Annotated in this window: 25 protein-coding genes; 15 read left to right on the top strand and 10 right to left on the bottom strand. The window is 68.1% G+C overall.

The genetic code is table 11. The features are described 5' to 3' along the window. Positions 1–70 precede the first annotated feature (70 nt). Together LZD57_RS20960 and LZD57_RS20955 are read right to left on the bottom strand one after the other, a co-directional pair. Entirely contained in the window at positions 71–265 is a 195-nt protein-coding gene (locus tag LZD57_RS20960) for a SlyX family protein (RefSeq protein WP_233721535.1), read from the bottom strand. Then, positions 262–723, bottom strand: a complete 462-nt coding sequence (locus tag LZD57_RS20955) for an acyl-CoA thioesterase (protein ID WP_233721534.1) — start codon at positions 721–723, stop codon at positions 262–264. The genes LZD57_RS20960 and LZD57_RS20955 overlap by 4 nt, the downstream gene beginning before the upstream one ends. A 94-nt stretch (positions 724–817) precedes the next feature. On the opposite strand from LZD57_RS20955, the gene LZD57_RS20950 reads away from it, so the two are divergent. The 8 genes from LZD57_RS20950 to deoA all read left to right on the top strand — a co-directional run bounded on the left by LZD57_RS20950 (position 818) and on the right by deoA (position 8,697). Continuing rightward, positions 818–2,350, top strand: a complete 1,533-nt coding sequence (locus LZD57_RS20950; protein WP_233721533.1) for an ABC transporter ATP-binding protein — start codon at positions 818–820, stop codon at positions 2,348–2,350. Then, on the top strand, positions 2,347–2,772 hold the full coding sequence (locus LZD57_RS20945; protein ID WP_233721532.1) for a VOC family protein: 426 nt from the start codon (positions 2,347–2,349) through the stop codon (positions 2,770–2,772). Before LZD57_RS20950 ends, LZD57_RS20945 begins: the two co-directional genes overlap by 4 nt. 391 nt (positions 2,773–3,163) lie before the next feature. Beyond that, positions 3,164–4,306: an ABC transporter permease gene (locus LZD57_RS20940; protein WP_233721531.1), complete on the top strand. Its 1,143-nt coding sequence runs from the start codon at positions 3,164–3,166 to the stop codon at positions 4,304–4,306. Beyond that, positions 4,306–5,274: an ABC transporter permease gene (locus tag LZD57_RS20935; protein WP_233721530.1), complete on the top strand. Its 969-nt coding sequence runs from the start codon at positions 4,306–4,308 to the stop codon at positions 5,272–5,274. The genes LZD57_RS20940 and LZD57_RS20935 overlap by 1 nt, the downstream gene beginning before the upstream one ends. Then, positions 5,274–5,687, top strand: a complete 414-nt coding sequence (locus tag LZD57_RS20930) for a cytidine deaminase (protein WP_233721529.1) — start codon at positions 5,274–5,276, stop codon at positions 5,685–5,687. The genes LZD57_RS20935 and LZD57_RS20930 overlap by 1 nt, the downstream gene beginning before the upstream one ends. Then, positions 5,684–6,505, top strand: a complete 822-nt coding sequence (locus tag LZD57_RS20925) for a purine-nucleoside phosphorylase (RefSeq protein ID WP_233721528.1) — start codon at positions 5,684–5,686, stop codon at positions 6,503–6,505. Before LZD57_RS20930 ends, LZD57_RS20925 begins: the two co-directional genes overlap by 4 nt. A 20-nt stretch (positions 6,506–6,525) precedes the next feature. After that, positions 6,526–7,287: a deoxyribose-phosphate aldolase gene (gene deoC / locus LZD57_RS20920; protein WP_233721527.1), complete on the top strand. Its 762-nt coding sequence runs from the start codon at positions 6,526–6,528 to the stop codon at positions 7,285–7,287. 96 nt (positions 7,288–7,383) lie between these two features. Beyond that, positions 7,384–8,697 (top strand): thymidine phosphorylase, encoded by a 1,314-nt coding sequence (gene deoA / locus LZD57_RS20915; protein WP_233721526.1) that lies wholly within the window; start codon positions 7,384–7,386, stop codon positions 8,695–8,697. Between the two features lie 58 nt (positions 8,698–8,755). Here the strand turns inward: deoA and LZD57_RS20910 are convergent, their stop codons facing one another. Then, on the bottom strand, positions 8,756–9,697 hold the full coding sequence (locus tag LZD57_RS20910; RefSeq protein ID WP_233721538.1) for a nucleoside hydrolase: 942 nt from the start codon (positions 9,695–9,697) through the stop codon (positions 8,756–8,758). A gap of 236 nt (positions 9,698–9,933) precedes the next feature. Here LZD57_RS20910 and LZD57_RS20905 point away from each other — a divergent pair, with 236 nt between their 5' ends. After that, on the top strand, positions 9,934–10,275 hold the full coding sequence (locus LZD57_RS20905; RefSeq protein WP_233721525.1) for a hypothetical protein: 342 nt from the start codon (positions 9,934–9,936) through the stop codon (positions 10,273–10,275). 178 nt (positions 10,276–10,453) lie between these two features. Beyond that, entirely contained in the window at positions 10,454–10,858 is a 405-nt protein-coding gene (locus LZD57_RS20900; protein ID WP_233721524.1) for a MerR family transcriptional regulator, read from the top strand. A gap of 66 nt (positions 10,859–10,924) precedes the next feature. On the opposite strand, the gene LZD57_RS20895 is transcribed toward LZD57_RS20900, so the two are convergent. Continuing rightward, a complete protein-coding gene (locus tag LZD57_RS20895; protein WP_233721523.1) occupies positions 10,925–11,788 on the bottom strand; it encodes a universal stress protein in 864 nt (287 codons plus the stop codon). Between the two features lie 247 nt (positions 11,789–12,035). Here LZD57_RS20895 and LZD57_RS20890 point away from each other — a divergent pair, with 247 nt between their 5' ends. The 3 genes from LZD57_RS20890 to LZD57_RS20880 all read left to right on the top strand — a co-directional run bounded on the left by LZD57_RS20890 (position 12,036) and on the right by LZD57_RS20880 (position 15,220). Then, positions 12,036–14,213, top strand: a complete 2,178-nt coding sequence (locus LZD57_RS20890) for a TRAP transporter permease (RefSeq protein ID WP_233721522.1) — start codon at positions 12,036–12,038, stop codon at positions 14,211–14,213. Then, positions 14,210–14,656, top strand: coding sequence for a DUF1850 domain-containing protein (locus LZD57_RS20885; RefSeq protein ID WP_338034727.1), 447 nt, complete (start codon positions 14,210–14,212; stop codon positions 14,654–14,656). Before LZD57_RS20890 ends, LZD57_RS20885 begins: the two co-directional genes overlap by 4 nt. Before the next feature lie 189 nt (positions 14,657–14,845). Continuing rightward, entirely contained in the window at positions 14,846–15,220 is a 375-nt protein-coding gene (locus LZD57_RS20880; RefSeq protein ID WP_233721521.1) for a BLUF domain-containing protein, read from the top strand. An 83-nt stretch (positions 15,221–15,303) separates the two neighbouring features. Here the strand turns inward: LZD57_RS20880 and LZD57_RS20875 are convergent, their stop codons facing one another. Then, positions 15,304–15,960, bottom strand: a complete 657-nt coding sequence (locus LZD57_RS20875; RefSeq protein ID WP_233721520.1) for a TetR family transcriptional regulator — start codon at positions 15,958–15,960, stop codon at positions 15,304–15,306. Positions 15,961–16,053: 93 nt separating this feature from the next. Here LZD57_RS20875 and LZD57_RS20870 point away from each other — a divergent pair, with 93 nt between their 5' ends. Together LZD57_RS20870 and LZD57_RS20865 are read left to right on the top strand one after the other, a co-directional pair. Then, positions 16,054–17,217, top strand: coding sequence for an efflux RND transporter periplasmic adaptor subunit (locus LZD57_RS20870; protein ID WP_233721519.1), 1,164 nt, complete (start codon positions 16,054–16,056; stop codon positions 17,215–17,217). After that, positions 17,214–20,363, top strand: a complete 3,150-nt coding sequence (locus LZD57_RS20865; protein ID WP_233721518.1) for an efflux RND transporter permease subunit — start codon at positions 17,214–17,216, stop codon at positions 20,361–20,363. The genes LZD57_RS20870 and LZD57_RS20865 overlap by 4 nt, the downstream gene beginning before the upstream one ends. A gap of 626 nt (positions 20,364–20,989) precedes the next feature. On the opposite strand, the gene lpdA is transcribed toward LZD57_RS20865, so the two are convergent. From lpdA to LZD57_RS20840, 5 genes are all read right to left on the bottom strand, one after another. Continuing rightward, positions 20,990–22,399 (bottom strand): dihydrolipoyl dehydrogenase, encoded by a 1,410-nt coding sequence (gene lpdA, locus LZD57_RS20860; RefSeq protein ID WP_233721517.1) that lies wholly within the window; start codon positions 22,397–22,399, stop codon positions 20,990–20,992. 149 nt (positions 22,400–22,548) lie between these two features. After that, positions 22,549–23,109, bottom strand: a complete 561-nt coding sequence (locus LZD57_RS20855) for a hypothetical protein (protein WP_233721516.1) — start codon at positions 23,107–23,109, stop codon at positions 22,549–22,551. Next, a complete protein-coding gene (locus tag LZD57_RS20850; RefSeq protein ID WP_233721515.1) occupies positions 23,106–23,861 on the bottom strand; it encodes an SDR family oxidoreductase in 756 nt (251 codons plus the stop codon). The genes LZD57_RS20855 and LZD57_RS20850 overlap by 4 nt, the downstream gene beginning before the upstream one ends. 40 nt (positions 23,862–23,901) lie before the next feature. Continuing rightward, the gene (locus LZD57_RS20845) at positions 23,902–24,219 is read right to left on the bottom strand and encodes a pentapeptide repeat-containing protein (protein ID WP_233721514.1); all 318 of its coding nucleotides are present in this window, start codon (positions 24,217–24,219) and stop codon (positions 23,902–23,904) included. Next, positions 24,203–24,607, bottom strand: coding sequence for a hypothetical protein (locus LZD57_RS20840; RefSeq protein ID WP_233721513.1), 405 nt, complete (start codon positions 24,605–24,607; stop codon positions 24,203–24,205). Before LZD57_RS20840 ends, LZD57_RS20845 begins: the two co-directional genes overlap by 17 nt.

Genomic DNA, 24,607 nt, shown 5'->3' with positions numbered 1-24,607 from the left:
GAGCTTCATAGTCTGAGCGAAGCGGAATGGGCGGGGCCATGGCGAACAAACTCCTGTTCGCCATCTTGAATCATATCCCGGACGGGTCGGGAATCCCATACGAGTCAGTCAATGCGGGAATTGGTATCAGATGCTGCAGCCGCTCGATCATCCGCACGGCCCTTGTCAGCTCTTCGGACAGCTCGTCGATCGTGCGCGCCTGATGCGCGACCATCACCTCGAGATCCTCGATCCGCGGACCCGCCCCCTCGTTCGGCTCGCTCATAGCAGTATCTCCTCGTATGTCCGGCGCCTGGCCGGCCCGATCGCGACGGGCCGCCGGGTCTTCCGGTCCACGTTGACGTGGACGAAGAAGCCTTCCGCCGCCGCCATCTCATCCTCGCCGCGAAACAGGGCGATCTCGTAGCGCACCGAGGAGCGCCCCAGCCGGCCGATGCCGATTCCCGCCGTGACAGGATCGGGAAAGGCCAGTTCGCCATGGTAACGGCAACCGGTCTCCACCACGAGTCCGATTTCTTCGCCTCCCTGAAGATCGAGCAGGCCCTTCTCGATCAGCCAGCCGTTCACCGCCGTGTCGAACAGCGAATAGTGCACGACGTTGTTCATGTGGCCGTAGAGGTCGTTGTCGGACCAGCGCGTCGTCAGCGTCCGCAGCAGCGGAAAATCGCTCCGCCGCCGGGGCTCGGCGCGCGGCGCCCGTTCCCCTTTCTCGCCGTCGCTCATCCCGCCTCCTCCGCCTCCCCACCGAATTGCCTATGGCGTTTGCAGGATTGGCTGATTACTCTTTGCGAAACAACCGCGGAAGTCCTGATACCACATGGCCGAACCGGCGATCGAACTGATCGGCATCGACAAGAGCTTCGGGGCCGTCAGGGCCAACCGATCCATCGACCTCACGGTGGAGCGCGGCAGCATTCACGGCATCGTCGGCGAGAACGGCGCCGGCAAATCGACCCTGATGTCGATCATCTACGGCTTCTACCAGGCCGACGCCGGCGAGATCCGCGTCGGCGGCAAAACCGTCGAGATCGCCGACCCGAACGCCGCGATCGCCGCCGGCATCGGCATGGTCCACCAGCATTTCATGCTGGTCCACAACCTGACCGTGGTCGAGAACGTCATGCTGGGCGCCGAGCGCTCGCCGCTGCTGTCCTCCGGCATCGCCAGGGTGCGGGCCGAGTTGCGCCGGCTGGAGGAGGACCACGGGCTCGAGGTCGATCCCGACGCCGTCGTCGAGGATCTGCCCGTCGGCCTGCAGCAGCGGGTCGAGATCCTGAAGAGCCTCTATCGCGGCGCCGACATCCTGATCCTCGACGAGCCGACCGGCGTCCTCACCCCGTCCGAGGCCGATCACCTCTTCGACGTGCTGAAGCAGCTGAGAGCCGAGGGCAAGACGATCATCCTGATCACCCACAAGCTGCGCGAGATCATGGCGATCACCGACACCGTCTCGGTGATGCGCCGGGGCGAGATGGTGGCGACGAAGAAGACCGCCGACACCTCGGTCGCCGAACTCGCCGAGCTGATGGTCGGCCGCCGCGTCCTCCTCACCGTCGACAAGCAGCCGGCGCGGCCCGGCGATCCCCTTCTGACCGCGAGGAACCTCACGGTGAAGGATTCGCGCGGCGTCACCATGGTGGACGACGTGTCGTTCTCCGTCAGGGCCGGCGAGATCGTCGGCATCGCCGGGGTCGCCGGCAACGGCCAGAGCGAACTTCTGGAGGCGCTCGCCGGCATCCGCCGAGCGAAGGCCGGTCTCATCGTCCTCAACGGCCGCGAGATCGACCCGGCCAGGGAGTCCGACCCGGCCGAGATCCGCCGCATCGGCTGCGCCCACGTTCCCGAAGACCGCCATCACATGGGCCTCGTCCTGCCCTTCGAGGAGAACGAGAACGCCATTCTCGGCTATCAGGACGACCCGCGCTTTCGCAAGGGTCCGCTGCTCGACCTCGATGCGATGCGCCGCGACGCGCGCGAGAAGATCGAGGCCTACGACATCCGCCCGGCCGACTGCCGGCTGAAGACCGCCAACTTCTCCGGCGGCAACCAGCAGAAGATCGTGCTGGCAAGGGAGATGGAGCGCGATCCCGACGTCTTGCTCATCGGCCAGCCCACCCGGGGCGTCGACGTCGGCGCGATCGAATTCATCCACAAGCGCATCGTCGAAATGCGCGACGCCGGCAAGGCAATCCTGCTCGTCTCGGTCGAACTCGACGAGATCCGTGCCCTCTCTGACCGCATCCTGGTGATGTTCGCCGGCCGGATCGTCGGCGAGCGCGGGCCGGAGGCGAGCGAGGCCGAACTCGGCCTCCTGATGGCCGGCGTCGACGAGAAGGAAGCCGCCGAATGAACCCCGCCCGGATCACCCTCGTCACGCTCGGCGTCGCCGACGTCGCCCGGGCGACCGCCTTCTACGCGGCGCTCGGCTGGAAGAAGTCCGCCGACAGCGTCCAGACGACCGCCTTCATGATCGGCGAGGCCATCGTCCTGTCGCTGTGGGACCGCGCCGAGATGGTCGCCGACGGCGGCGAAGGCGACCTGCCGGCCGGCTCCGGCTCGATGGCGCTGGCGGTGAATTTCGACAGCCCCGAAGCCGTCGACGCCTTCTACGCCCGCGCGGTCGAAGCCGGCGCCAGCCCGGTCAAGCCGCCGAAAAAGGCCTTCTGGGGCGGCCATTCCGGCAATTTCCGCGATCCCGACGGCCATCTCTGGGAGGTCGCGCACAATCCCTTCTGGCGGATGGACGACGACGGCCGGGTCGATCTGACATGATCGTCTCGGCTAATGGAAAGTGGCAGATCGGGATGACCGAGCCAGCGCAAAGGCGGGGCGACCTCATCGTCGTTTGCTCTCGAGAGATAAGTCCGAGAGCGAAATCTCCCTCTCGATGCTGCCGAACGGGATCCGAAGGACGCAGCTTCGTCATCCTCGGGCTTGTCCCGAGGATCTACTGTGACTTCCGCACCAGAAGCTTTGAACGGATGCTTTTCGCCCACGACCAGCCGTCTCGACGGGCGGCAGTAGATCCTCGGGACAAGCCCGAGGATGACGCCGCTTCGGTGTTCGCGCCTGGACTCAAGCGCCACCATCCGCGTGCTCCCTCGCTTCGTCGATCCTCCTTCCACGCGGCTCATCCCGCCCTCCAACGCAGAATGTCGCGTCGATGAGCCGTCCCTACGCCAAACTCCCGGCCTGGATCGATTACGGCCTGATCCCCCTGATCAATCTCGTCGTCGCCTTCCTCGTCGCCGGGCTCGTCGTCGTCGCCGTCGGCGAGAGCCCGCTTCAGGCCGCGGCGCTGATGCTGCGCGGCGCGTTCGGATACGCGGAAGGCTTCGGCTTCACCCTCTATTACGCGACCAACTTCGTCTTCACCGGGCTTGCCGTCGCCGTCGCCTTCCATGGCGGGCTGTTCAACATCGGCGGCGAGGGCCAGGCCTATGTCGGCGGGCTCGGCGTCGCGGCGGTGGCGCTGTCGCTCGGCGCCGTGCTGCCCTGGTGGCTGAACCTGCCGCTGGCGATCGCCCTCTCCTTCGCCTGCGGGGCGCTCTGGGCCTTCATCCCCGCCTATCTCCAGGCGAAGCGCGGCAGCCACGTCGTCATCACCACGATCATGTTCAACTTCATCGCCGCCGCGCTGATGGTCTATCTCCTCGTCGGCGTGTTGAAGCCCGTCGGCTCGATGGCGCCCGAGACCCGCACCTTCGACGCCGGCGGCCAGCTGCCGAAGCTGAGGGGCCTGTTCGAACTCTTCGGCTTCAATCTCGGCGGCGCGCCGCTCAACGTCTCGGTCTTCGTCGCGCTTCTCGCCGCCGTTCTCGTCTATGTGCTGATCTGGCGCACGCGGCTCGGCTACGAGATCCGCACGCTCGGCTTTTCGCCCCGCGCCGCCCGCTATGCCGGCATGTCCGAGACGCGGGTGATCGTCGTCACCATGATGATCTCCGGCGGCCTCGCCGGAATGATGGCGCTCAACGCCGTGATGGGCGACCAGTACCGTCTCGCCATCGACTTTCCGCAAGGCGCCGGCTTCGTCGGCATCGCCGTCGCCCTGATGGGCCGCGGCCATCCCGCCGGCATCGTCCCCGCCGCCATTCTCTTCGGCATGCTCTATCAGGGCGGGGCGGAGCTCGCCTTCGACATGCCGGCGATCTCCAGAGACATGATCGTCATCATCCAGGGCCTCGTCATCCTCTTCGCCGGAGCGCTGGAAAACATGTTCCGGCCGGGCATCGGCGCCGCCTACCAGCGGGTGCGATTCCGCACCGAGGAGCCGGCGGGCGCAAACGTCGGGGAGGCGCGGTGATGGATCTCGCCTCGTTGCTCGACCTGATCGATTCGACCATCCGCCTGTCGACGCCGCTGCTCTTCGCGGCGCTCGCCGGGCTCTATTCCGAACGGTCGGGCATCTTCGACATCTCGCTCGAAGGCAAGATGCTGATCGCCGCCTTCGCCTCGGCCTCGGCCGCCGCGGTCTGGGGCTCGGTGCTCCTCGGCCTGGTTTTCGGCATCCTCGCCGCCGTGGGCTTCTCGCTGGTCCACGGCCTCGCCTCGATCACCTATCGCGGCAACCAGATCGTCTCCGGCGTCGCGATCAACTTCATCGCCGCGGGCCTGACGATCATTCTCGGCCAGGCCTGGTTCGGCCAGGGCGGGCGCACGCCGAGCCTCTTCGGCGGCGGACGCTTCACCGCCGTCGAGTTGCCCTTCGCCGAGGCCGTCCGCGACGTGCCGGTGATCGGTCCGATCTATTCCGGTGTCCTCTCCGGCCAGACGCCGCTCGTCTACGTCGCCTTCGCGATGGTGCCGCTGACCTGGTGGGTGCTCTTCCGCACCCGCTTCGGCCTCAGGCTCCGGGCGGTCGGCGAGAACCCGGCGGCGGTCGACACGGCCGGCATCTCGGTCACCTTCCTGCGCTACCGGGCGGTGATCATCTGCGGCGTCCTCACCGGCTTTGCCGGCGCCTATCTCTCCACCGGCCAGGCCGCCGGCTTCACCCGCGACATGACCGCCGGCAAGGGCTACATCGCGCTGGCCGCGCTGATCTTCGCCAACTGGAAGCCGGTGCCGGTGATGTTCGCCTGCCTGCTCTTCGGCTTTCTCGACGCCGTGTCGATCCGCATCCAGGGCGTCGAGCTGCCGCTCGTCGGCGAGGTCTCGGTGCAGTTCGTCTCCGCCCTGCCCTACATCCTCACCGTCATTCTCCTCGCCGGCTTCGTCGGCAAGGCGACCCCGCCGCGGGCCGGCGGCGTGCCCTATGTGAAGGAACGATGATGGCAACGACCGACAGCCTCTTCGACGCCGCCAAGGCCGCCATGGCCAAGGCCCATGCGCCCTATTCGAACTTTCCCGTCGGCGCGGCGATCCTGACCGAGGACGGGCAAATCCACGCCGGCTGCAACATCGAGATCGTGAGCTTCCCGGAAGGCTGGTGCGCCGAGACCAGCGCCATCGCCCACATGGTGATGGCCGGCGGCTCGCGGATCGCCGAGGTCGTGGTGGTGGCGGAAAAGCTCGTCGCCTGCAGCCCGTGCGGTGGCTGCCGCCAGCGCCTCGCAGAGTTTTCCAGTCCGAACACCAAGATTCATCTCTGCGACGTGGCGAAAGGGATCGTCGAGACGGTGACGATGGAGGACCTGCTCCCGCATTCCTTCGCCACAAATTCCCTCGGCGACGCCGCGGCATGAGCCAGGCCACCGATCTCCTGCGCGCGCGGCTCGGCGGCGCCCGGCCGCCCATCGCCCCGCCCACCGTGGCGATGGTGCTCGGCTCCGGCCTCGGCGATCTCGCGGGAAGGGTCGAGGTCGCGGCCCGCATTCCCTTCGCCGAGATCCCCGGCTTTCCGGTGAGCGCCGTGTCCGGCCATGCCGGCGAGGTGATCGTCGGCCAGCTCGGCGGACGCGCGGTGCTGATCGTCTCCGGCCGCGTCCACTACTACGAGAGCGGCGATGCGGCGGCGATGCGCCCGGTGATCGAAGCGATCGCCGGCCTCGGCATCGAAAGTCTGCTCCTGACCAATTCCGCCGGCTCGGTGCGGCAGGACATCCCGCCGGGTTCGGTGATGATCGTCGAGGACCACATCGCCTTTTCCGGCATGAACCCTCTGATCGGCGAGGCCTCGGACGCCCGTTTCGTCGGCATGACCAGCGCCTACGACCCCGGACTTCGCGCCGGCATGGCGGCGGCGGCGGAGCGCCTCGGCGAACCGGTCTTCGGCGGGGTCTACATGTGGTTTTCCGGCCCCTCCTTCGAGACGCCGGCGGAAATCCGCATGGCGCGCATCCTCGGCGCCGATGCCGTCGGCATGTCGACCGTGCCGGAGACGATCCTCGCCCGCTTCGTCGGCCTGAAGGTCGTCGCCGCCTCGGTGATCACCAATTACGGGGCCGGCATGACCGGCACGGAACTCTCTCATGAAGAGACCAAGACGATGGCCCCGAAAGGCGGCGCGAAGCTCTCGCGCATCGTCGAAACCATGCTGCGGGACGGCGCGTTCGACGGGTGACGAGGCGGGAGGAGACCAGGATGGCTGACGCAACATCGCCCCGGCGTGCCGGCGAACTGATCGCCCGGCTCGACCTCACCAATCTCGGCGACGACTGCCGCGAGGCCGACGTCGCCGCCCTTTGCGAAAGGGCCGAGACGCCGTTCGGCCCGGTCGCGGCGATCTGCATCTGGCCGGACTTCGTCGCTTTCGCCCGGCGCGAACTTTCCGGCCGGATCAAGGTGGCGACGGTCGTCAACTTTCCGCTCGGGGGCGCCGACGTCGACGCGACGCTCGCCGAAACCCGCAAGGCGGTTTCGGACGGAGCCGACGAGATCGACCTCGTCGTCGCCTATGACCGCGTCGCCACGGACCCCGGCTTCGTCGAGGCGCAGGTGCGCACCATCAAGGCCGCCTGCGGCCCGGCCCGGCTGAAGACGATCCTCGAAACCGGCCGGCTCTACGACGAAGCCACCATCCGCGCCGCCTGCCGCGCGGCACTTGCGGGCGGTGCCGATTTCCTCAAGACCTCGACCGGCAAGGTGGAGGTCAACGCCACGCCCGCCTCGGCGACGATCCTCCTCGAAGAGATCGCCAAGGCGGGCGGCACGGTCGGCTTCAAGCCCGCCGGCGGCATCAGGACCTTCGAAGACGCCGATGGCTACATGCGCCTCGCCGAAACGATCTGCGGGCTGGACTATCCGACGCCGGAGCGCTTCCGGCTGGGCGCATCGGGAGTGCTGGCCGACCTCCTCGCGGTCGCGGGCGGCACCGAGCGGCCGGGCGGCAAGGCGGGGTATTGAGATGAGGGGTCCGACGTCTGGTCCGCCAGACATCGACGGCAGCGCGCCGGTTACTAGCGCTGCCGTGTCCAGCGACCCGCCAAGACGGGTACGGCCGTGACGCTCCCGCAGGAGATCATCGCGAAAAAGCGCGACGGCCAATCCCTCTCCCCGGACGAGATCGAGACCTTCGTCGCGGGCTTTTCCGACGGTAGCATCTCCGACGCCCAGATCGCCGCCTTTGCCATGGCGGTGATCTTCCGCAGCCTGACGCGCGGCGAGACCGTCGCCCTGACCGAAGCGATGCGCGATTCCGGCGCGGTGATGGCCTGGCCCGGCCTCGACCGGCCGGTGGTCGACAAACACTCGACCGGCGGCATCGGCGACAACGTCTCGCTGATGCTGGCACCGATCCTTTCGGCCTCGGGCGCCGCCGTGCCGATGATCTCCGGCCGCGGCCTCGGCCACACCGGCGGCACCCTCGACAAGCTCGAATCGATCCCCGGCTACACGATCGTTCCGGACGAAGAGACGTTCCGCCGCACCGTCGCCGACATCGGCTGCGCCATCGTCGGCCAGACGGCACGGCTCGCCCCCGCCGACGGGCGTTTCTACCGGGTGCGCGACGTCACCGCGACGGTGGAATCGGTGCCGCTGATCGTCGCCTCGATCCTGTCGAAGAAGCTCGCCGAGGGCCTGGACGCCCTCGTCCTCGACGTCAAGACCGGCTCCGGCGCCTTCATGGCCGGGGAGGCGGCGGCCCGCGATCTGGCGGAGGATCTCGTCGCGGTGGCGAACGGCGCCGGGCTGAAGACGAGCGCGCTGATCACCCGTATGGACCAGGCGCTGGCCTCGTCCGCCGGCAATGCCGTCGAGGTGCGGAACGCGGTGGAGTTCCTCACCGGCACCCGTCGCGACGCCCGGCTGGAGACCGTCACGCTGTCGCTCGCCGCCGAACTGCTGGCGCTTTCGGGCCTCGCTCCCGACGCCGAAACCGGGCTCGCCGCTGCGCGCCGAGCCCTCGATTCCGGCGCCGCCGCCGAGCGCTTCGGCCGGATGGTGGCGGGCCTCGGCGGGCCGGCCGATTTCGTCGAGCGGACGGACGCCTACCTGCCGCGGGCGCCGCTGGTGCGGCCCGTTTCCGCCGCCGAGGCCGGCTTCGTCAACGCCGTCGACGCCAGGGCGCTCGGCCTCGCGGTGGTCGAACTCGGCGGCGGCCGTCGCCTGCCGGAGGACGCGATCGACCATGCCGTCGGGCTGACGGGGCTCGCCGAGATCGGACAGGCCGTCGCAAGGGACGAGCCGCTCGCGCTCATCCACGCCCGCGACGAGCCAGGCTTTCAGCGCGCCGCGGCACGAGTGCGAGCGGCGTATGGGCTGAGCGACACTGTGACGGGGAAAGGCGTGCCGGTGCTGGGACGGATCGGGTGAAGCGGGTGGGTGCCCCGTGCGCCGCCTGACGCGCCCTTCCTTGGGTTGCCCCGCCGCCCTATGGCAGCCGCCCGATCCGCTCCGTCAGGAGCGCGAAGAACCGGTCGGAATCGCCCGAGCGGACCCAGAAGGCGTTCTTCGGGCGGCCGGACACGCCCCAATAGTCGGTGACGGTCATGCCCCGGGTGAGCGGGCTGCCGGTCTCCACCTCGACATTGACCGGACGGCCCTGGAAGATCCCCGGTTCGAGAGCGAAGGCCGTGACGCACGGGTCGTGCAGCGGCGCGCCCGCGGAGCCGTATTTGGCGACGTCGAAGCGTTCGGAAAAGGACAGCATCGCCGCCACCGCCGCACCAGCCTTGTTGCCGAGCGCCCGGAAGGCGTCGATCCGCTCCGGCGTCGAAAGCATCTGATGGGTGACGTCGAGGGGGAGGACGGTGACGGGAACGCCCGAGCGGAACACCATCGCGGCGGCCTCCGGGTCGACATAGACGTTGAACTCGGCCGCCGGCGTGATGTTGCCGCCCTCGAAGCAGCCGCCGCCCATCATCACCAGGCCGCCCAGCCGCTTGACGATGTCCGGCGCCTTGGCGAAGGCGAGCGCGACGTTGGTGAGCGGCCCGAGGGTCAGCAGCGTCACCGTGCCGGTTTCTCGCGCCCGCACCGTCTCGATGATGAAGTCGGCGCCGTGGGCGGCGCCCGGCTTCGTCGCCGGCTCGGGCAGGTCCGGCCCGTCGAGGCCGGTCTCGCCATGGACGTGTTCGGCGGTGACGAGCGCGCGGCCGAGCGGTCGGTCGCAGCCGGCGTGAACAGGCACGTCGGTCCGGCCGGCGAGTTCGACGAGCTTCAGGGCGTTTTTCGTGGTGAGGTCGAGCGGGATGTTGCCGGCGACGGTCGAGATGCCGAGGACGTCGAGTTCGGGGGAGGCGAGCGCGGCGAGAATCGCCACCGCGTCGTCCTGGCCGGGATCGGTGTCGAAGATGACGGCGCGGGTGCCCATGGTCTCGGTCTCCTGTCCCATCGCGATCGTCGCGGCTTTGGCGAACACTGTGTCTCGCCGCCGCCGGCCCCCGCCGACGAACCGCCTTTCGCCGTTGCCTATGGCAAGTTTTCGGGCATTTGGATAGCGCGGCATGGCCATGCGGTCGCCGGGCGGGACGTCCGATCGCCGATCGACGGTTTCAAATTCCGTCCGCCGCTGTAGGGTCGATTCGGGGCGGACTGGGATTGCACGACATGAAACTCGAGGAATGGCACCTGAAGGACTGCGACGGCGTCGAGGAGCGGCAGATCTCGGCCGAATATCTGCCGGTGCTGGAAGCCCATCGGCAGAACGACGAGCCCGACCGGATCGAACGCCTGCGCCGAAGCTATTTCCTGGCCCAGACGCTGTTTCTGCATGTCGAGGGCCGGCGCCTGCCGCCCAGGATCATCGTGGCGATGCACGACCACAAGGGCCAGCTGGCCATCACCTACGTCGATCGGGAGTGGCTCGACTTCCTGGAACCCTTCTTCAAGCTCGCCTGGCGGGCCGAGGGCGAACCGTCCGAGAACGTCGTGTCGACCGTCATGCAATAGACCGGCATCAGTGCCGCAAGCAGCTTCGCCGTCCCACGAGGCCATCAGTCAGGGTGATGATCTCATCTGCATCACGTCGAATTCTAGCGATTATCTTGAGCTTTCCTTCGGTATTCCCGGGCGACGATCTGCGGAATTTGCAATATGAGTGCCACGTGCGGCAGCGACTGACGAGACCATGCAAGAAGACACGACCTACTCGATCAAGGACATGGAACGCGAGTTCGGCCTGACATTGCGGACGCTCCGCTACTACGAGGAGCGCGGCCTCGTTCGTCCGGTCCGGCGCGGAGCGCTGCGGGTCTATTCCGCCAGGGATCGGGAGCGGCTGAAGCTGATCACGAGGTTCAAGGCGCTCGGCTTCCCGCTGGTCGAAGTGAAGGAGATCGTCGAGCTGCTGGAAGCCCCGCGCGGCCGGCGCAAGAATCTCCACGGCCTGCGCTCGCGCCTGTCCGACCAGCGCGAACTCCTGCGCGAGCAATGCCGGGAGCTCGAAAAAGTCCTCGCGCTGATGGAAGAGACCCTGACGGAGGTCAATGGCGAGATCACCGCGCAGGAAGCCGACCGCCTGCACGGCGGCTGACGAGCCGGCGGCAGCCTGCGGAGCCGGCTTTGCCGGCCGATCGCCGGTTCGGGCGTCGGCCCGGCGTCAATGCGCCATGAACACCGGAATTTCGGCCTTCGCCAGGATCTGGCTGGTCGCCCCGCCGAAGATCATCTGGCGTAGCCGGCTCTGGGTGTAGGCGCCCTTCAGGAGAAGATCGGCGCCGAGAGCGGCGGCCTCCTTCAGGATCGTTTCGCCCGAGCGGATGCCGCCTCCCGCGATCGTCTTCAGTTCGACCGGAACGCCGCTGGCGGCGAGACGCCGCCGGATCATCGCACCGGACGGCTGGTCGTTCAGCCCGCCGTCGTCGGCGAGGACGATCACCCGTTTGGCGGCGCGCAGGAACGGCCGGGCGAAGGCGATGGTGCGGGCCGTCTCGCTGGAGCCGTTCCAGGCGACGGCGATGGTCTCGCCGAAGTCGCTCGACACCCGGCGCGGCGGTGCGATCAGGATCGGCCCGCCGCTTTCGAACAGGGCCGATTCCAGCGTGGTGATCGAGGCGCCGTCCGAGCGCGGACGGCAGACGACCGTGAGATCGAAGGCCCGGCCATAGGCGCCGAGAAAGGCGTCGCCCGCCATGGTCTTGTCGTTCCAGGACCAGGCCGGCCCGGAAACGGCGCCGGTGTCGTCGCCGGCCGATTCGTCCGGCAGCGGCTCGAGCGCCACCTCCTCGTCCGACATGACGCGGGCGGCGAGGCGCCGCGCTTCCTCGCGGGTGCGGCGATGGTCGAGATCGGCGCCGCTCATGATGGCGACGCCGGCAGGATCCCAGGTCAGGTTGACCAGCGGCGGCATCTGCAGGGCGAAGCACTCGACGCGCCCGGCAAACCGCCGCGCGACCGCGGCCGCCATGCGCAGCGCATGTTCGCTGTCGTCATGGCTTTCCGCCGGAACCAGAATCGTCTTCATCTGCCCTCGCCTCTTCCCCCGAAGATGGTTCGCGACCCTCGCCGCAGCGCACAGCATGATCCGAAAGACCCGCGCCTTGCAACAGCGCCGGGATCGTCGAGGCCGCCACGGGGCCTCCGGCCGTCCCGGAGCCCCGACGGACGCCGCGACGATTTCGATCGCTCCCGGAACGACTTGCCCGTTTGCCCTCCGCCCGGCCTGCCGGTAGTGTCGGCCCGTCCAATGTCTTGGGAGGGGGTGGGACGGCATGAGCCACCAGGAGACGAGCCATCAGAGCCCCGCAGGCGACCTCGCGAGCGGCGGGGAACAGGCCGAGTTGCACGATCCCCTCGCCTCCAGCTTTCCGAAGAGCCCGGAAGGCCGCCTCCTGTTTCTGATCGCCATCGCCTTTTCCGCCTTCCAGCTGCTCACCGCGGCGCATCTGTGGGACCTGCCGAGCCAGATCGTCAGAGCCGTCCATGTCGGCTTCCTCTGCCTCCTCGGCCTGCCGCTGGTGGCGGCCGTGCGGCGCGAGCCGACCGCGCTGCGGGCGGTCTTCTGGGCGCTGGGCGTCCTCGGCATGGCCGTCGCGGCCTATCAGTGGTGGGAATACAAGGCGCTGATCTTCCGCGCCGGCTCGCCGGTCATGGCCGACACCGTCGTCGGCGTGGCGGCGCTCGCCGTCCTCTTCGTCGCCACCTGGCGGATCATGGGGCCGGCGCTGCCGATCATCGCCGGCCTGTTCCTCGCCTACTGCCTGTTCGGCGAATATCTCCCCTCGCCCTTCGTCACCAGGGGCTACGACTTCTCCCAGGTGATCGACCACATGGCCTTCGGCACCGAAGGCATCTACGGCATCCCGACCTACGTCTCGTCGAGCTACATCTTCCTGTTCATCCTGTTCGGCTCCTTCCTGGAGCGGGCCGGGATGATCACGCTGTTCACCGACGTCGCACTCGGCCTCGTCGGCGGCGCCAAGGGCGGCGCGGCCAAGGTCGCGGTGTTCTCCTCCGGCCTGATGGGAACGATCTCGGGCTCGGGCGTCGCCAACGTCGTCACCACCGGCCAGTTCACCATCCCGCTGATGAAGCGCTTCGGCTACCGGGCGGAATTTGCCGGCGGCGTCGAGGCGACGGCCTCGATGGGCGGGCAGATCATGCCGCCGGTGATGGGCGCCGTCGCCTTCATCATGGCCGAGACCCTCGACGTCGCCTATGCCGAGGTGGTGACCGCCGCCGTCATTCCCGCCGTCCTCTACTTCGCCTCGGTGTTCTGGATGGTGCATCTGGAAGCCGGCAAGCGGAACCTGCTCGGCCTTTCGAAGGAGGAACTCCCCTCGGCCTGGGGCGCACTGAAGACCGGCTGGTATCTGATCCTGCCGCTCGCCGTCCTCGTCTGGCTGCTCTTCGCCGGCTACACGCCGCTCTATGCCGGCACCATCGGCCTCGCCTTGACGGCCCTCCTCATCCTCGGCGCGCCGCTCGCCATGCGCATGCCGGGGCTGGCGGTCCGCATCGTCTTCTGGATCGCCGTCGGCGTTTCGGCCGCCGCCTTCTTCGAATACGGCATCATGCCGATCGTCGTCGCCCTCGCCGTCCTCGTCGCCGCCTGCGCCGTTTTCAAGGGCGGCCGCGAGACGCTGATTGCGGTGCGCGATGCACTCGCCGACGGCGCCAAGACGGCGCTTCCGGTCGGCATCGCCTGCGCCATCGTCGGCATCATCGTCGGCACCATGACGCTCACCGGCGTCGCCAACACCTTCGGGCAGTTCATCGTCTCGGTCGGCGACACCTCGCTGTTCCTGTCGCTGGTCCTGACGATGATCACCTGCATCATCCTCGGCATGGGCATCCCGACCATCCCGAACTACATCATCACCTCCTCGATCGCCGGGCCGGCGCTTCTGGCGCTCGGCGTGCCGCTGATCGTCTCCCACATGTTCGTCTTCTATTTCGGCATCCTCGCCGACCTGACGCCGCCCGTCGCGCTCGCCTGTTTCGCGGCGGCTCCGATCGCCAAGGCGCCGGGCCTGCGGATTTCCTTCGAGGCGATCAAGGTGGCGCTCGCCGGCTTCGTCATCCCCTTCATGGCGGTCTACACCCCCGCTCTGATGCTGCAGGACGGCGGGCCGCTGGCGGCCGAGATCGGCTATCTGCTCGCCGTCGTCTACATCGTCGTCAAGGCCTGCCTCGCCATCGGCCTGTGGGGCGCGGCGGCGATCGGCTATCTCGTCAAGCCGATGCCCTGGTGGCAGCGCCTCGGCGCGGCGGCCGCCTCCTTCACCCTCATCGCGGCCCTGCCGCTGACCGACGAGATCGGCTTCGCGCTCGCCGCCGCGGTGATCGGCGCCCACCTCTTTCTCGGCGGCAGGCGACCGGTGGAAAACGGCGTCGCCAGCGCGCCGAAACCGGCGGGCCGGCGCACGGGGCGCTCGCCGGCCGAATGATCTGCATCCTGTCCGCCGGCAAGGCGACGGCGATCGCCGCCACCGCCTTCACCCTCACCTGGACCCATTCGGTCGAAAAGGCCCGCTGGGAAGAGCATTGGCTCGCCGGGCCGGATGGTCTGACGGTCACGGAAGGACGGATCGAGGGTTCGGGCGCCGGCATGGAGCCGCCGGACGACGCCCGGCTGGAGGGCGGCGCCTATGTCTACGACCTCGACCGCGCGCCGGTGCCGGAACTCGTCCTCGCCGCCTCGGGCGCGACGGGCGGCGGCTGGCGGCTCTGCCCCGAGGACCGGCCCTGCCTCGAACTCGGCCGGGACCCCGGGCCGCCGATCGTCCTCCGCTGGTGCCCGGCGCCGAACCCGGAGACGGCCACGCCGGAAAGCGCCGGCGGTAAGCCGGGCAACGAGCCGAGGGTGGACTTGCCCGTCCGAGATCCTTAGCATCCCAGCCGCGCTGATGTCGGGACATCGTTGGAGTTGGCGCCATCCGTGAAGCATGATGCCGGCCCGCTGTGTCGAGGCCGGTTCGATCATGCCTCGAGAGGACAGCTCGAATCGGGATGCGGCGCCGCCGCGTCCGCGAGGTCTGGCATCGCGGACGATCCGCGATCGTATTCGCATGGGGCGCAGATGCGGCATATTTCCTATACCAGCATGGCGGACGGACTGACGGCGGACGAATTCGCCGACATCATGGACCATGCGCGGCAGAAGAATCGCGAATGGCAGATCAGCGGTGCCATCGCCTTCGACGGGCGGATGATCACCCAGATCCTGGAAGGTCCTCGCCACAGGGTGGACGAGCTCTTCCTGAAGATCCGGTCCGATCAGCGCCATTCCGGCGTCGTCCTGCAGTCGCGGGCCGACATCAAGGCCTCGCAGTTCGAGGGGTTCGGGCTGACCCGCATGTCGCCGTCGGATCTCTACATGATCGCCCTGGCGATCGAGCAGAAATACGGCGCAGGCGACAGTTCCGCCGAACCTCTCGTCCGGCGCTCCAGCTAGATCGCGATCAGGGAAAGCGGCGGCCGGTCTTCGGAAGGATCATGCGAAGACGGGACGATGGCGCGGGACGGGCGGCGCCCGTCTCATCGCGCGTCGGGGCGGGAGGCCCCCGCGACGGCGCCCGTTGGCAACGGCCGGAAGCTCGCGAACAGCGCCGACAGCATCGGCCGGCCCGTCGCCAGGAGATCGATGCCCTCGTCGGTCTTCAGCCACTGCGCGAAGAGCCCGTGGACGGCGGCGCAATAGGCGCTGGAGGCGGTCTCGACGCTCCAATTCTCCGACAATCGGCCTTCCGCCCTCGCCTTGGCGAAGACCCGCTCGATGCGCAGGCCGAAGTCCGTCTCGCTGGCGCGCATGTGGGCCAGCGCCTCCTGCATTTCGCCGATATATTCGCAGCGGAACAACAGGATGGTGAACACCCTCTTGCCACGCTCGTCGGTCGGCGCGAAGCGCAGGACCTCCATCGTGGCGTCGAACAGCGCCGAGAGGACGTCGTCCGCGGCCAGGAGTTCGTCGGCGTCGAAGAACCGCTCCTTCGGCAGATGGGCGCGGTCCTGCATCGCCTTGAACAGTTCGAGCTTGTTGGCGAAATGCCAATAGATCGCGCCGCGCGTCAGGCCGGCCGCGGCGGCGATCTGCGACAAGGTGGTCGTGGCGACGCCCTGGCGGAAGAACACCGCTTCCGCCGCGTCGAGGATCGCCTCCCGCGTCCTGTCCGCGCATTCCTTCGTCTTGCGCAACCGATACCTCCTTGCCCCCATACATACATGCATGTATCTTGTTTGCATTGCAACATGGCCGACGTCATTCTCCGGCCGCGGAAAGGCTTTTCCATGCAATCGTTTAGCTTGAGCAGGGCGGTCCTCGTCTTGACCGCCGTCCTGTCGATGTCTGTTCGCGCCGCAGCGCAGGCACCCAACATGCCGCCGCCGCAGGTCACGGTCGTGACGCTCGAGACCAGGGACGTTCCGGTCGTCTACGAATATCCCGGCCGCATCGTCGCCTCCCGCGAGGTGGAGGTTCGGGCCCGCGTCGGCGGCATCCTGCTCGGCCGCGAATTCGAGGAGGGCGCCCGGGTCAAGAAGGGCGACCTCCTGTTCCGGATCGATCCGGCCACCTATCAGGCCCAGGTCGCGCTCGCCAAGGCGCAGGTCGCCCAGGCCGCGGCGCAGCTGTCCCAGGCGCGGCGCAGCGAGGAGCGCGCGCTCGCCCTGACCAAGCGCGGCGCCTCGAGCCAGTCCACCCTCGACGACGCGGTCTCGGCGCGCGAACTCGCCGAGGCGCAGGTGGAGGCGGCCGAGGCGCAGCTGCGCACCGCGCAGCTCTCCCTCGACTACGCCACCGTGACGGCGCCCGTCGCCGGCATCACCAGCCTCGAACAGGTGCCGGAGGGATCGCTGCTGTCGACCGGCGACCTCCTCACCAAGATCAGCCAGATCGATCCGGTCTATGCGAATTTCTCCGCCGCCGACACGGAAGCGGCGACGATCCGGGACATGATCGAGAAAAGCACGCTCGAGGGCGTGGACGAAGCCTCCGGCCTGACGGTGGAAATCGTCTTCGGCGACGGAGCGACCTATGGCGAGACCGGTCAGATCGACTTCACCTCGACCTCGATCGACACCGAGACGGGCACCATCCTGTCGCGCGCGGTAATGCCCAATCCGAACGCCAAGCTCCTGCCCGGCCAGTTCGTCCGCCTGAAGCTCAACGGCCTCGTCGCCCGCGATGCGATCCTCATTCCCGCCGAGGCGCTGATGCAGGGCCCGCAGGGCGTCTTCGTCTACACCGTCGACGACGAGAACGTCGCCGCCGTCGCCCCGATCGAGATCGACCGGCAGATCGCCGACGGCTATCTCGTCAAGTCGGGCCTGAAGGCCGGCGACAGGCTGATCACCAAGGGCGTCGTCAAGGTGCGTCCCGGCGCGCCGGTCGAGCCGGTCGCGACCGATGGCGGCAAGGAGGCGGCGGCCCCCAAGGAGACGGCGCAGCGATGAATTCCCGCTTCTTCGTCGACCGGCCGATCTTCGCCGTCGTCATCTCGGTCATCATCACGCTCGGCGGCGTCCTCGCCATGAACGCGATGCCGATCGAGCAATATCCGCAGCTCGTGCCGCCGCAGGTGGTGGTCACGGCCAGCTATCCCGGCGCCAGCGCCGAAACCCTCGCCCAGACCGTGTCGGCGCCGATCGAGCAGCAGATCAACGGCGTCGAGGACATGATCTACATGCAGTCGACGAATTCCTCCACGGGAACGGCGTCGATCGCGGTGACCTTCGCCTCGGGCACCGATCCCGACCAGGCGACGATCAACGTCAACAACCGCGTCCAGCAGGCGTCGGCCTCGTTGCCGGAAGAGGTCCAGCGGCTCGGCGTCACGGTCGCCAAGCGCTCTTCGCAGATCCTCGCGGTCATCACCATGGCGTCGAAGGATCCGCGCTACGATTCGACCTATGTGTCGAACTACGCCCTTCTCTACGTCCTCGACGAGTTGAAGCGCATCCCCGGAATCGGCGAGGCGCAGCTCTTCGGCGCCCGCAACTATTCGATGCGCATCTGGCTGCAGCCGGACCGGCTGGCCCAATACGGCCTGACGCCGACCGACGTCGCCACCGCCATCCGCGACCAGAACTCCCAGTTCGCCGCCGGCCAGTTCGGCGCGCCGCCTTCGGGCGGCGACCTCGCCTTCACCTATTCGGTGACGACCGAGGGCCGGCTGCCGGACGTCGAGTCCTTCGAGAAGATCATCCTGAAATCGGACTCGAACGGCTCGTCGCTGCTCCTCAAGGACGTCGCCCGCGTCGAACTCGGCGCCCAGGATTACGGCTTCAACGGCTCCTACAACGGCACGCCGGCGGTGCCGATCGGCATCTACCTGCAGCCGGGCGCCAACGCGCTCGCCACCCTCGAGGCGGTCAACGCCCGGATGGGCGAACTCGAGGCGGCCTTCCCGCAGGGCATCACCTGGGCGATCCCCTTCGACACGACGAAGTTCATCCAGGCCTCGATCACCGAGGTGGTCCACACCTTCATCGAGGCGATGGTGCTGGTGTTTCTCGTCGTCTTCGTCTTCCTGCAGTCCTTCCGCGCGACGCTGATCCCGATGCTCGCCGTGCCGGTGTCGATCCTCGGCACCTTCGGCGCGCTGCTCGCCTTCGGCTTCTCGATCAATCTTCTGACGCTGTTCGGCCTGGTGCTGGCCATCGGCATCGTCGTCGACGACGCGATCGTCGTCCTGGAAAACGTCGAACGCATCATGTCGAGCGAGGGGCTGTCGCCCAAGGAGGCGACGGCCAAGGCGATGGGCGAGGTGACCGGCCCGGTCATCGCCATCGTGCTGGTGCTCTGCGCGGTCTTCGTGCCGGTGGCGTTTCTCGGCGGCCTCGCCGGCACCATGTACCGGCAGTTCGCGCTGACCATCGCCGTTTCGGTGACGATCTCCGGCATCGTCGCCCTGTCGCTGACGCCGGCGCTCTGCTCGGTTCTCCTCAAGCCGACGCACGGCCGGCCGATCGCGCCGTTCCGCTGGTTCAACGCCGGCTTCGCGAAGCTCACCAGCGCCTACGGGGCGGGCGTCGCCTTCATCATGCGCCGCGCGGTGCTGGCGCTCGTCCTGTTCGGCGCGCTGTGCTTCGGCATCTGGCATTTCATGCAGACGCTGCCCGGCTCGCTCGTCCCCGACGAGGACCAGGGCGTCAACTTCGCCGTCGCCATCCTGCCGCCGGCCGCCTCGCTGCAGCGCACGACCGACGTCATGGACGAGATGGTCGCCAATCTCCGCAAGCATCCGGCGGTCCAGGACGTCACCGCCTTCGCCGGCTTCGACCTTCTGGCCGGCGTCCAGAAGACCTCGGCGGGCGTCGCCTTCGTCTCCTTGAAGGACTGGGGTGAGCGCGAGGATCCCTCGCTCGACGCGCGCAACCTCGTCGGGCCGTTCATCGGCATGAATGCGGGGATCCAGGACGGCATGATCCTCGCCTTCAACCCGCCGCCGATCCAGGGCCTGTCGACCACCGGCGGCTTCGACCTGTTCGTCCAGGACCGGCGCGGCGGCGGCTCCGAAGCGCTGCTCGAGGCGGCCAACGCCATGGTCGCGGCGGCGTCCGAGCGGCCCGAACTCGCCGGCGTCAGAACCTCCTTCTCGGCCAACGTCCCGCAATACCGCATCGACGTCGACCGGCAGAAGGCGAAGTCGCTGAACGTTCCGATCTCGTCGATCTTCACCACCATGCAGGCGACCTTCGGCACGCTCTACGTCAACGACTTCACCCTGCTCGGCCGCAACTACCGGGTGACGCTGCAGTCGGAAGCCGACTTCCGCAAGACGCCGGAGGACCTGCGCTTCGTCTACGTCCAGTCGACCAACGGGTCGATGATCCCGCTCGATACGCTTCTCGACGTCAAGCGGGTCGTCGGGCCGGACCTCATCGAGCGCTTCAACGCCTTCAACGCGGCGAAGATCTCCGGCGGTCCGGCGCCGGGCTATTCCTCGGGCCAGGCGCTCGCCGCGATGCAGGAGGTCGCGGCGAACAACCTGCCCGAGGGCTACGAGATCGCCTGGACGGGCTCGGCCTATCAGGAGATCCAGGCCGGCGGCACCGGGGCGATCGCCATGGGCTTCGGCATCCTGATGGTCTTCTTGATCCTCGCGGCGCAGTACGAGCGCTGGACCCTGCCGATCGCCGTCCTCCTCGCCGTGCCCTTCGCCGTCTTCGGCGCGCTCCTGGCGATCTGGCTGAGGGGCCTCGACAACGACGTCTATTTCCAGATCGGTCTCGTGACGCTGGTCGGGCTGGCGGCGAAGAACGCCATCCTGATCGTCGAGTTCGCGGTGCTGAAGCGCGCGGAGGGCCTGTCCGCCTTCGACGCGGCGCTGGAAGGGGCGAAGCTGCGCTTCCGGCCGATCGTCATGACCTCCCTCGCCTTCATCCTCGGCGTCGTGCCTCTGGCCATCTCGACGGGCGCCGGCTCGGCGTCGCGCCATTCGATCGGCACCGGCGTCATCGGCGGCATGCTGGCCGCCACCTTCGTCGCGATCTTCTTCATCCCGCTGTTCTACCGGCTGCTCTCGCGGGACCGGAAGACGGCGGGCGGCAGCGAGGGCCGCACCAACCAGCTTCCGGCGCCGCAACCGGCCGAGTAACGCGTATCGCCGGCCGGCCCGGAACAGACGGGCGGGTGCTGCCTGACCAGCGCCCGCCCGTTTTCCGTTCCCGCGTCACCGGCCTTCGAGCCGATGCGATCAGGCCGTGAAATATCCCTCCCGGCGCAGGTCCTCGCCGAGCGTCGGGCCGCTCGGCGATCAGCCCGTCTTCCGGCGCGTGCCGTCGTCCGTCGCCGCGAGATTGGCCCCGACGAAGCCGCCGAGCCAGCCGAAATGCGTCTCGTCCCGCGGTTGCACCGGCAGGCCATGGCCGCGCCCGGTCGCCTCGGCGATGACCTTGCTGGGAATGCCTCTTCCACGACGGCGTGATAGACGGGCGACGAGGCGCCATCTTCGAGAACGAACCGGTAGAGCCTCGCGGCATCCGTCCGGTGGACGCCGCCCAGCGGTTCGCGCCGTCGGCGGGATGGGCCGACACGCCGCTCTCGGGGGCCTTGGCGATCAACGTCGGCACGAAGCCGTGGGTCTCTCCACCGCCGTGGACGGTCGGGGCGAGCCGGACCGTCGTCGGCACTGCGCCGACGACGACGGGGTCGTGCGAGCGACACTCTGTGCATCGAGGCTCACCCGATCGACGATCGGATGAGCGGGTCGGGACGAGTCGATCAGATGTGGATCGGCTTGGCAAAGGCCGCGAAGGCCGCCTCGCGCACCGCTTCCGACAGGGTCGGATGGGCGTGCGACACACGGGCGAGGTCTTCCGACGCGCCGCCGAACTCCATCAGAAGCGCGGCCTCGGCGATGAGGTCGCCGGCATCCGCGCCGAGGATGTGGGCGCCGAGTACCCGGTCGGTCCTGGCGTCGACGAGGATCTTGACGAAGCCGTCGGTCTTCAGCATCGCGCGGGCGCGGCCGTTCGCCATGAAGGGGAACTTGCCGACCTTGTAGTCGACGCCCGCCTTCTTCAGCTCTTCCTCGGTCTTGCCGACCGAGGCGACTTCCGGCTCGGTATAGACCACCGAGGGAATGGCGTCGTAGTTCACGTGGCCGGCCTGCCCCGCGAGGATCTCGGCGAGCGCCACGCCCTCGTCCTCGGCCTTGTGGGCGAGCATCGCGCCCTTCACCACGTCGCCGATGGCGTAGATGCCGTCGACATTCGTCTTGAAGTGGCCGTCGATCTCCACCCGGCCGCGCTCGTCGAGCTTCACCCCGGCTTCCTCGAGCCCGAGGCCCTCGGTGTAGGGCTTGCGGCCCGTCGCCACCAGGACGACGTCGGCGTCCAGCGTCTCGGCCTCGCCGCCCTTGACCGGCTCGAAGGTGACTTTCGCCCCCGCCTCGGTCTTCCCGACGCCGGTCACCTTGGCGCCCAGCTTGAACTCCAGGCCTTGCTTGACGAGCAGCTTCTGGAAGGCGGTCGAGACCTCCTGGTCCATCGGCCCGAGGATCTTGTCGAGGAATTCGACGACCGTCACCTTGGCGCCGAGCCGCGCCCAGACCGAGCCGAGTTCGAGGCCGATGACGCCGCCGCCGACGACGACCATCTTCTCCGGCACCTTCGGCAGCGCGATCGCGTGGTCGGAGGAGACGATGGTGGTCTCGTCGAACTTGACGTCGAGACCGGGAATGCCGGCGACGTCGGAGCCCGTGGCAATGCAGATGGTCTTGGCGGCAAGCGTCTCGGTGGAGCCGTCGTCCTTCGTCACCTCGACCTCGCCCGCCGACTTGATCCTGCCGGTGCCGGTGACGCCGGTGATCTTGTTCTTCTTGAACAGGAAGGCGACGCCGTCGACATTGGCCTTCACCGTCTTGTCCTTGTGGGCCATCATCTGGTCGAGGTTGAGCTTCGGCTCGACCTCGATGCCGAGCTGGGCGAAGGAATGGCCGGCCTCGGCGAAGCTCTCCGAGGCGTAGAGCAGCGCCTTCGACGGAATGCAGCCGACGTTCAGGCAGGTGCCGCCATAGGTCTTGCGCTTCTCGACGACGGCGACCTTGAGGCCGAGCTGCGCCGCCTTGATGGCGCAGACATAGCCGCCGGGGCCGGAGCCGATGACGACGAGATCGAAGGTGTCAGCCATGGGGAGTGTTCTTCCAGTCTGTTTTCGGGTCGGGCGACGAGGCCGCTGTGGGGGAGGAAAGCCGGGCCCTGTTTCCGACGGGACGGCGCGGCTTGCAACCCCCGCCGGCGCATGGTCCGGCCGGGAAATCGCGCTGGGCCGATCGCCGCTCAGCCGCCATCGGCCGGACAGTCGCCCGAGGTCTCGTCGAATTTGGTGCGGGCGGGCCGCAGCGTCGCCTTGTCGATCTGCAGCGGCACGAAGGGCGGCGTCGCCTGGTTGGCCGGCTGGACGAAGCGCGTGACGTAGCAGCCGGAGAACACCCGCACGGAGCCGTCGGTGCCGGTCGCCTCGATCACGGTCGGCACCGACGTGTAGACCGAGCCCGCCGCACCGTCGCTGACGGGCTCGCCGAGCTTCAGCCGGACCCCGCCGGTGGTCTCGTAGCCCTTTTCGAAGGCCGGAAAGTCCGGCCGGCCGGATTCGTCCGAAAAGTAGCTCCAGGCGCGCAGATATTCGTGGCGATCGATGGCGTTGTAGAGCGAGCCGATCAGCGAGACGGGCGTCGACCGGTCGTCGAGATAGTCCTCCGCCGCTGAGGTCGCCGCCCCTTCGTCCGGCCTCCCGGTTTGCGCGGCCGGCAGGTTCTGATCGATGGCGAAGGCCGGCGCGACGAAGCCCGCCTCGGCGAGAAGCAGCCCGCAGAGCAGCAGAAAAGAACGCGATGTCATGGCAGGATGGCCCTTGCGCCGGACACGTCGAGAATGGCGCCGGTCGAATAGGAAGCGTCCGGCGAGGCGAGCCAGAGGATCGCCCGGGCGACCTCTTCGGCCGTGCCCGCGCGCTTCATCGGCAGGCTCGCGGAAATCCGTTCGACCCGGTCCGGCTCGCCCCCCGAGGCGTGGATGTCGGTCACGATGATGCCGGGACGCACGGCGGTGACGGAGATGCCCTCGTCCGCGACCTCCTTGGCGAGACCGACGGTGAAGGTGTCGATCGCGCCCTTCGAGGCGGCATAGTCGACCCGCGAGCCGCCGGCGCCGAGCTTGGCGGCGGCGGAGGACAAATTGACGATCGCGCCGCCCGAACCGCCGCGCCTGGTCGACATGCGCCGGATCGCTTCGCGGGCACAGAGGAAGCTGCCGGTGACGTTGATCCGGAAGATGCGCTCCAGCCGCTCGGCGCTCATCTCGGCGACGGGACCGAGGGCGTCGACGATGCCGGCATTGTTGACGAGAACCTTCAGCGTGCCGAGTTCGTCGGCCGCCTCGAAGAGCGCAAGGATGTCGGCCTCGACGCCGACGTCGCCCTTGACGGCGACGGCGCTGCCGCCATCCGTCTCGATCGCGGCGACGACCTTGTCGGCGGCGTCCCGGTTCGACGCATAGTTGACGACGACGGCGTAGCCGGCCTTCGCGCCGAGGATGGCGGTCGCCGCGCCGATACCGCGCGATCCGCCGGTGACGATCATGACGTCTGGCATGGTGTCCGGTTTCCTGCCCGTTTGCTGTTGCCCGTTGCCGTCAGCTCGCCGCAGCCGGCGTCAGCTTCGTACGGTCGATATAGTCGGGTAGCCTCGTGGTCTCGTCGATCACGGCGCTCTGCAGCTGCTCTATGGTGAGATTTCTGGCACCGGTGAGATCCGCGCCGCGCAAGTCGGCATCGGTCAGGTCTGCATTCAAAAAATTGACGCGAACGAAAATCGTCTCCCGAGCGTCGGCCCGCTTCAAATTGGCTGCCGTGAGATTGACCCCGGTGAAATCGAGCGTGCGAAGGACAGTGCCGACGAAGCTGAACCGGTGCGGCTCCCTTGTGCGGCCGTTGTCAACGATCGAACTCATCGCTCACCCTCCTTCGCAGTACTTCCATGATTGCGCTGGCGTCCAATGGAACGTCCTCGCCGTCGAACTTCGCCATGGTTGCATCGAGATGGTGTTCGAGCAATTTGAAAACCGGTTCGGAAAGATCCGGAAAATCCACGGTGATCTCACCGAGGATATAGATCGCCGCGAGCCGCACTTCCATTTTCTCGTCGGCAAGCTGCCCCGGCGCACGGTTGAACAGCTCCATGACATGGGCACGTCTTGCGAGCGTCGCCTGGAAAACGGCCGATCCCGCCTGCGTCGTCTCCGGCCCGAGCTTCTTCCAGGCAAGGTATGCGCCGACGGCGGCCGCCGCCGTCAGCGCCAGATTGCGCAGGATCTCCGAGAGGTCGACCAGCGTCTCCAT

Origin of the sequence: Jiella avicenniae, from assembly GCF_021390325.1 — a bacterium.
GTDB lineage: Bacteria > Pseudomonadota > Alphaproteobacteria > Rhizobiales > Rhizobiaceae > Jiella > Jiella avicenniae.
This window is presented reverse-complemented; position numbering and strand designations above follow the sequence as displayed.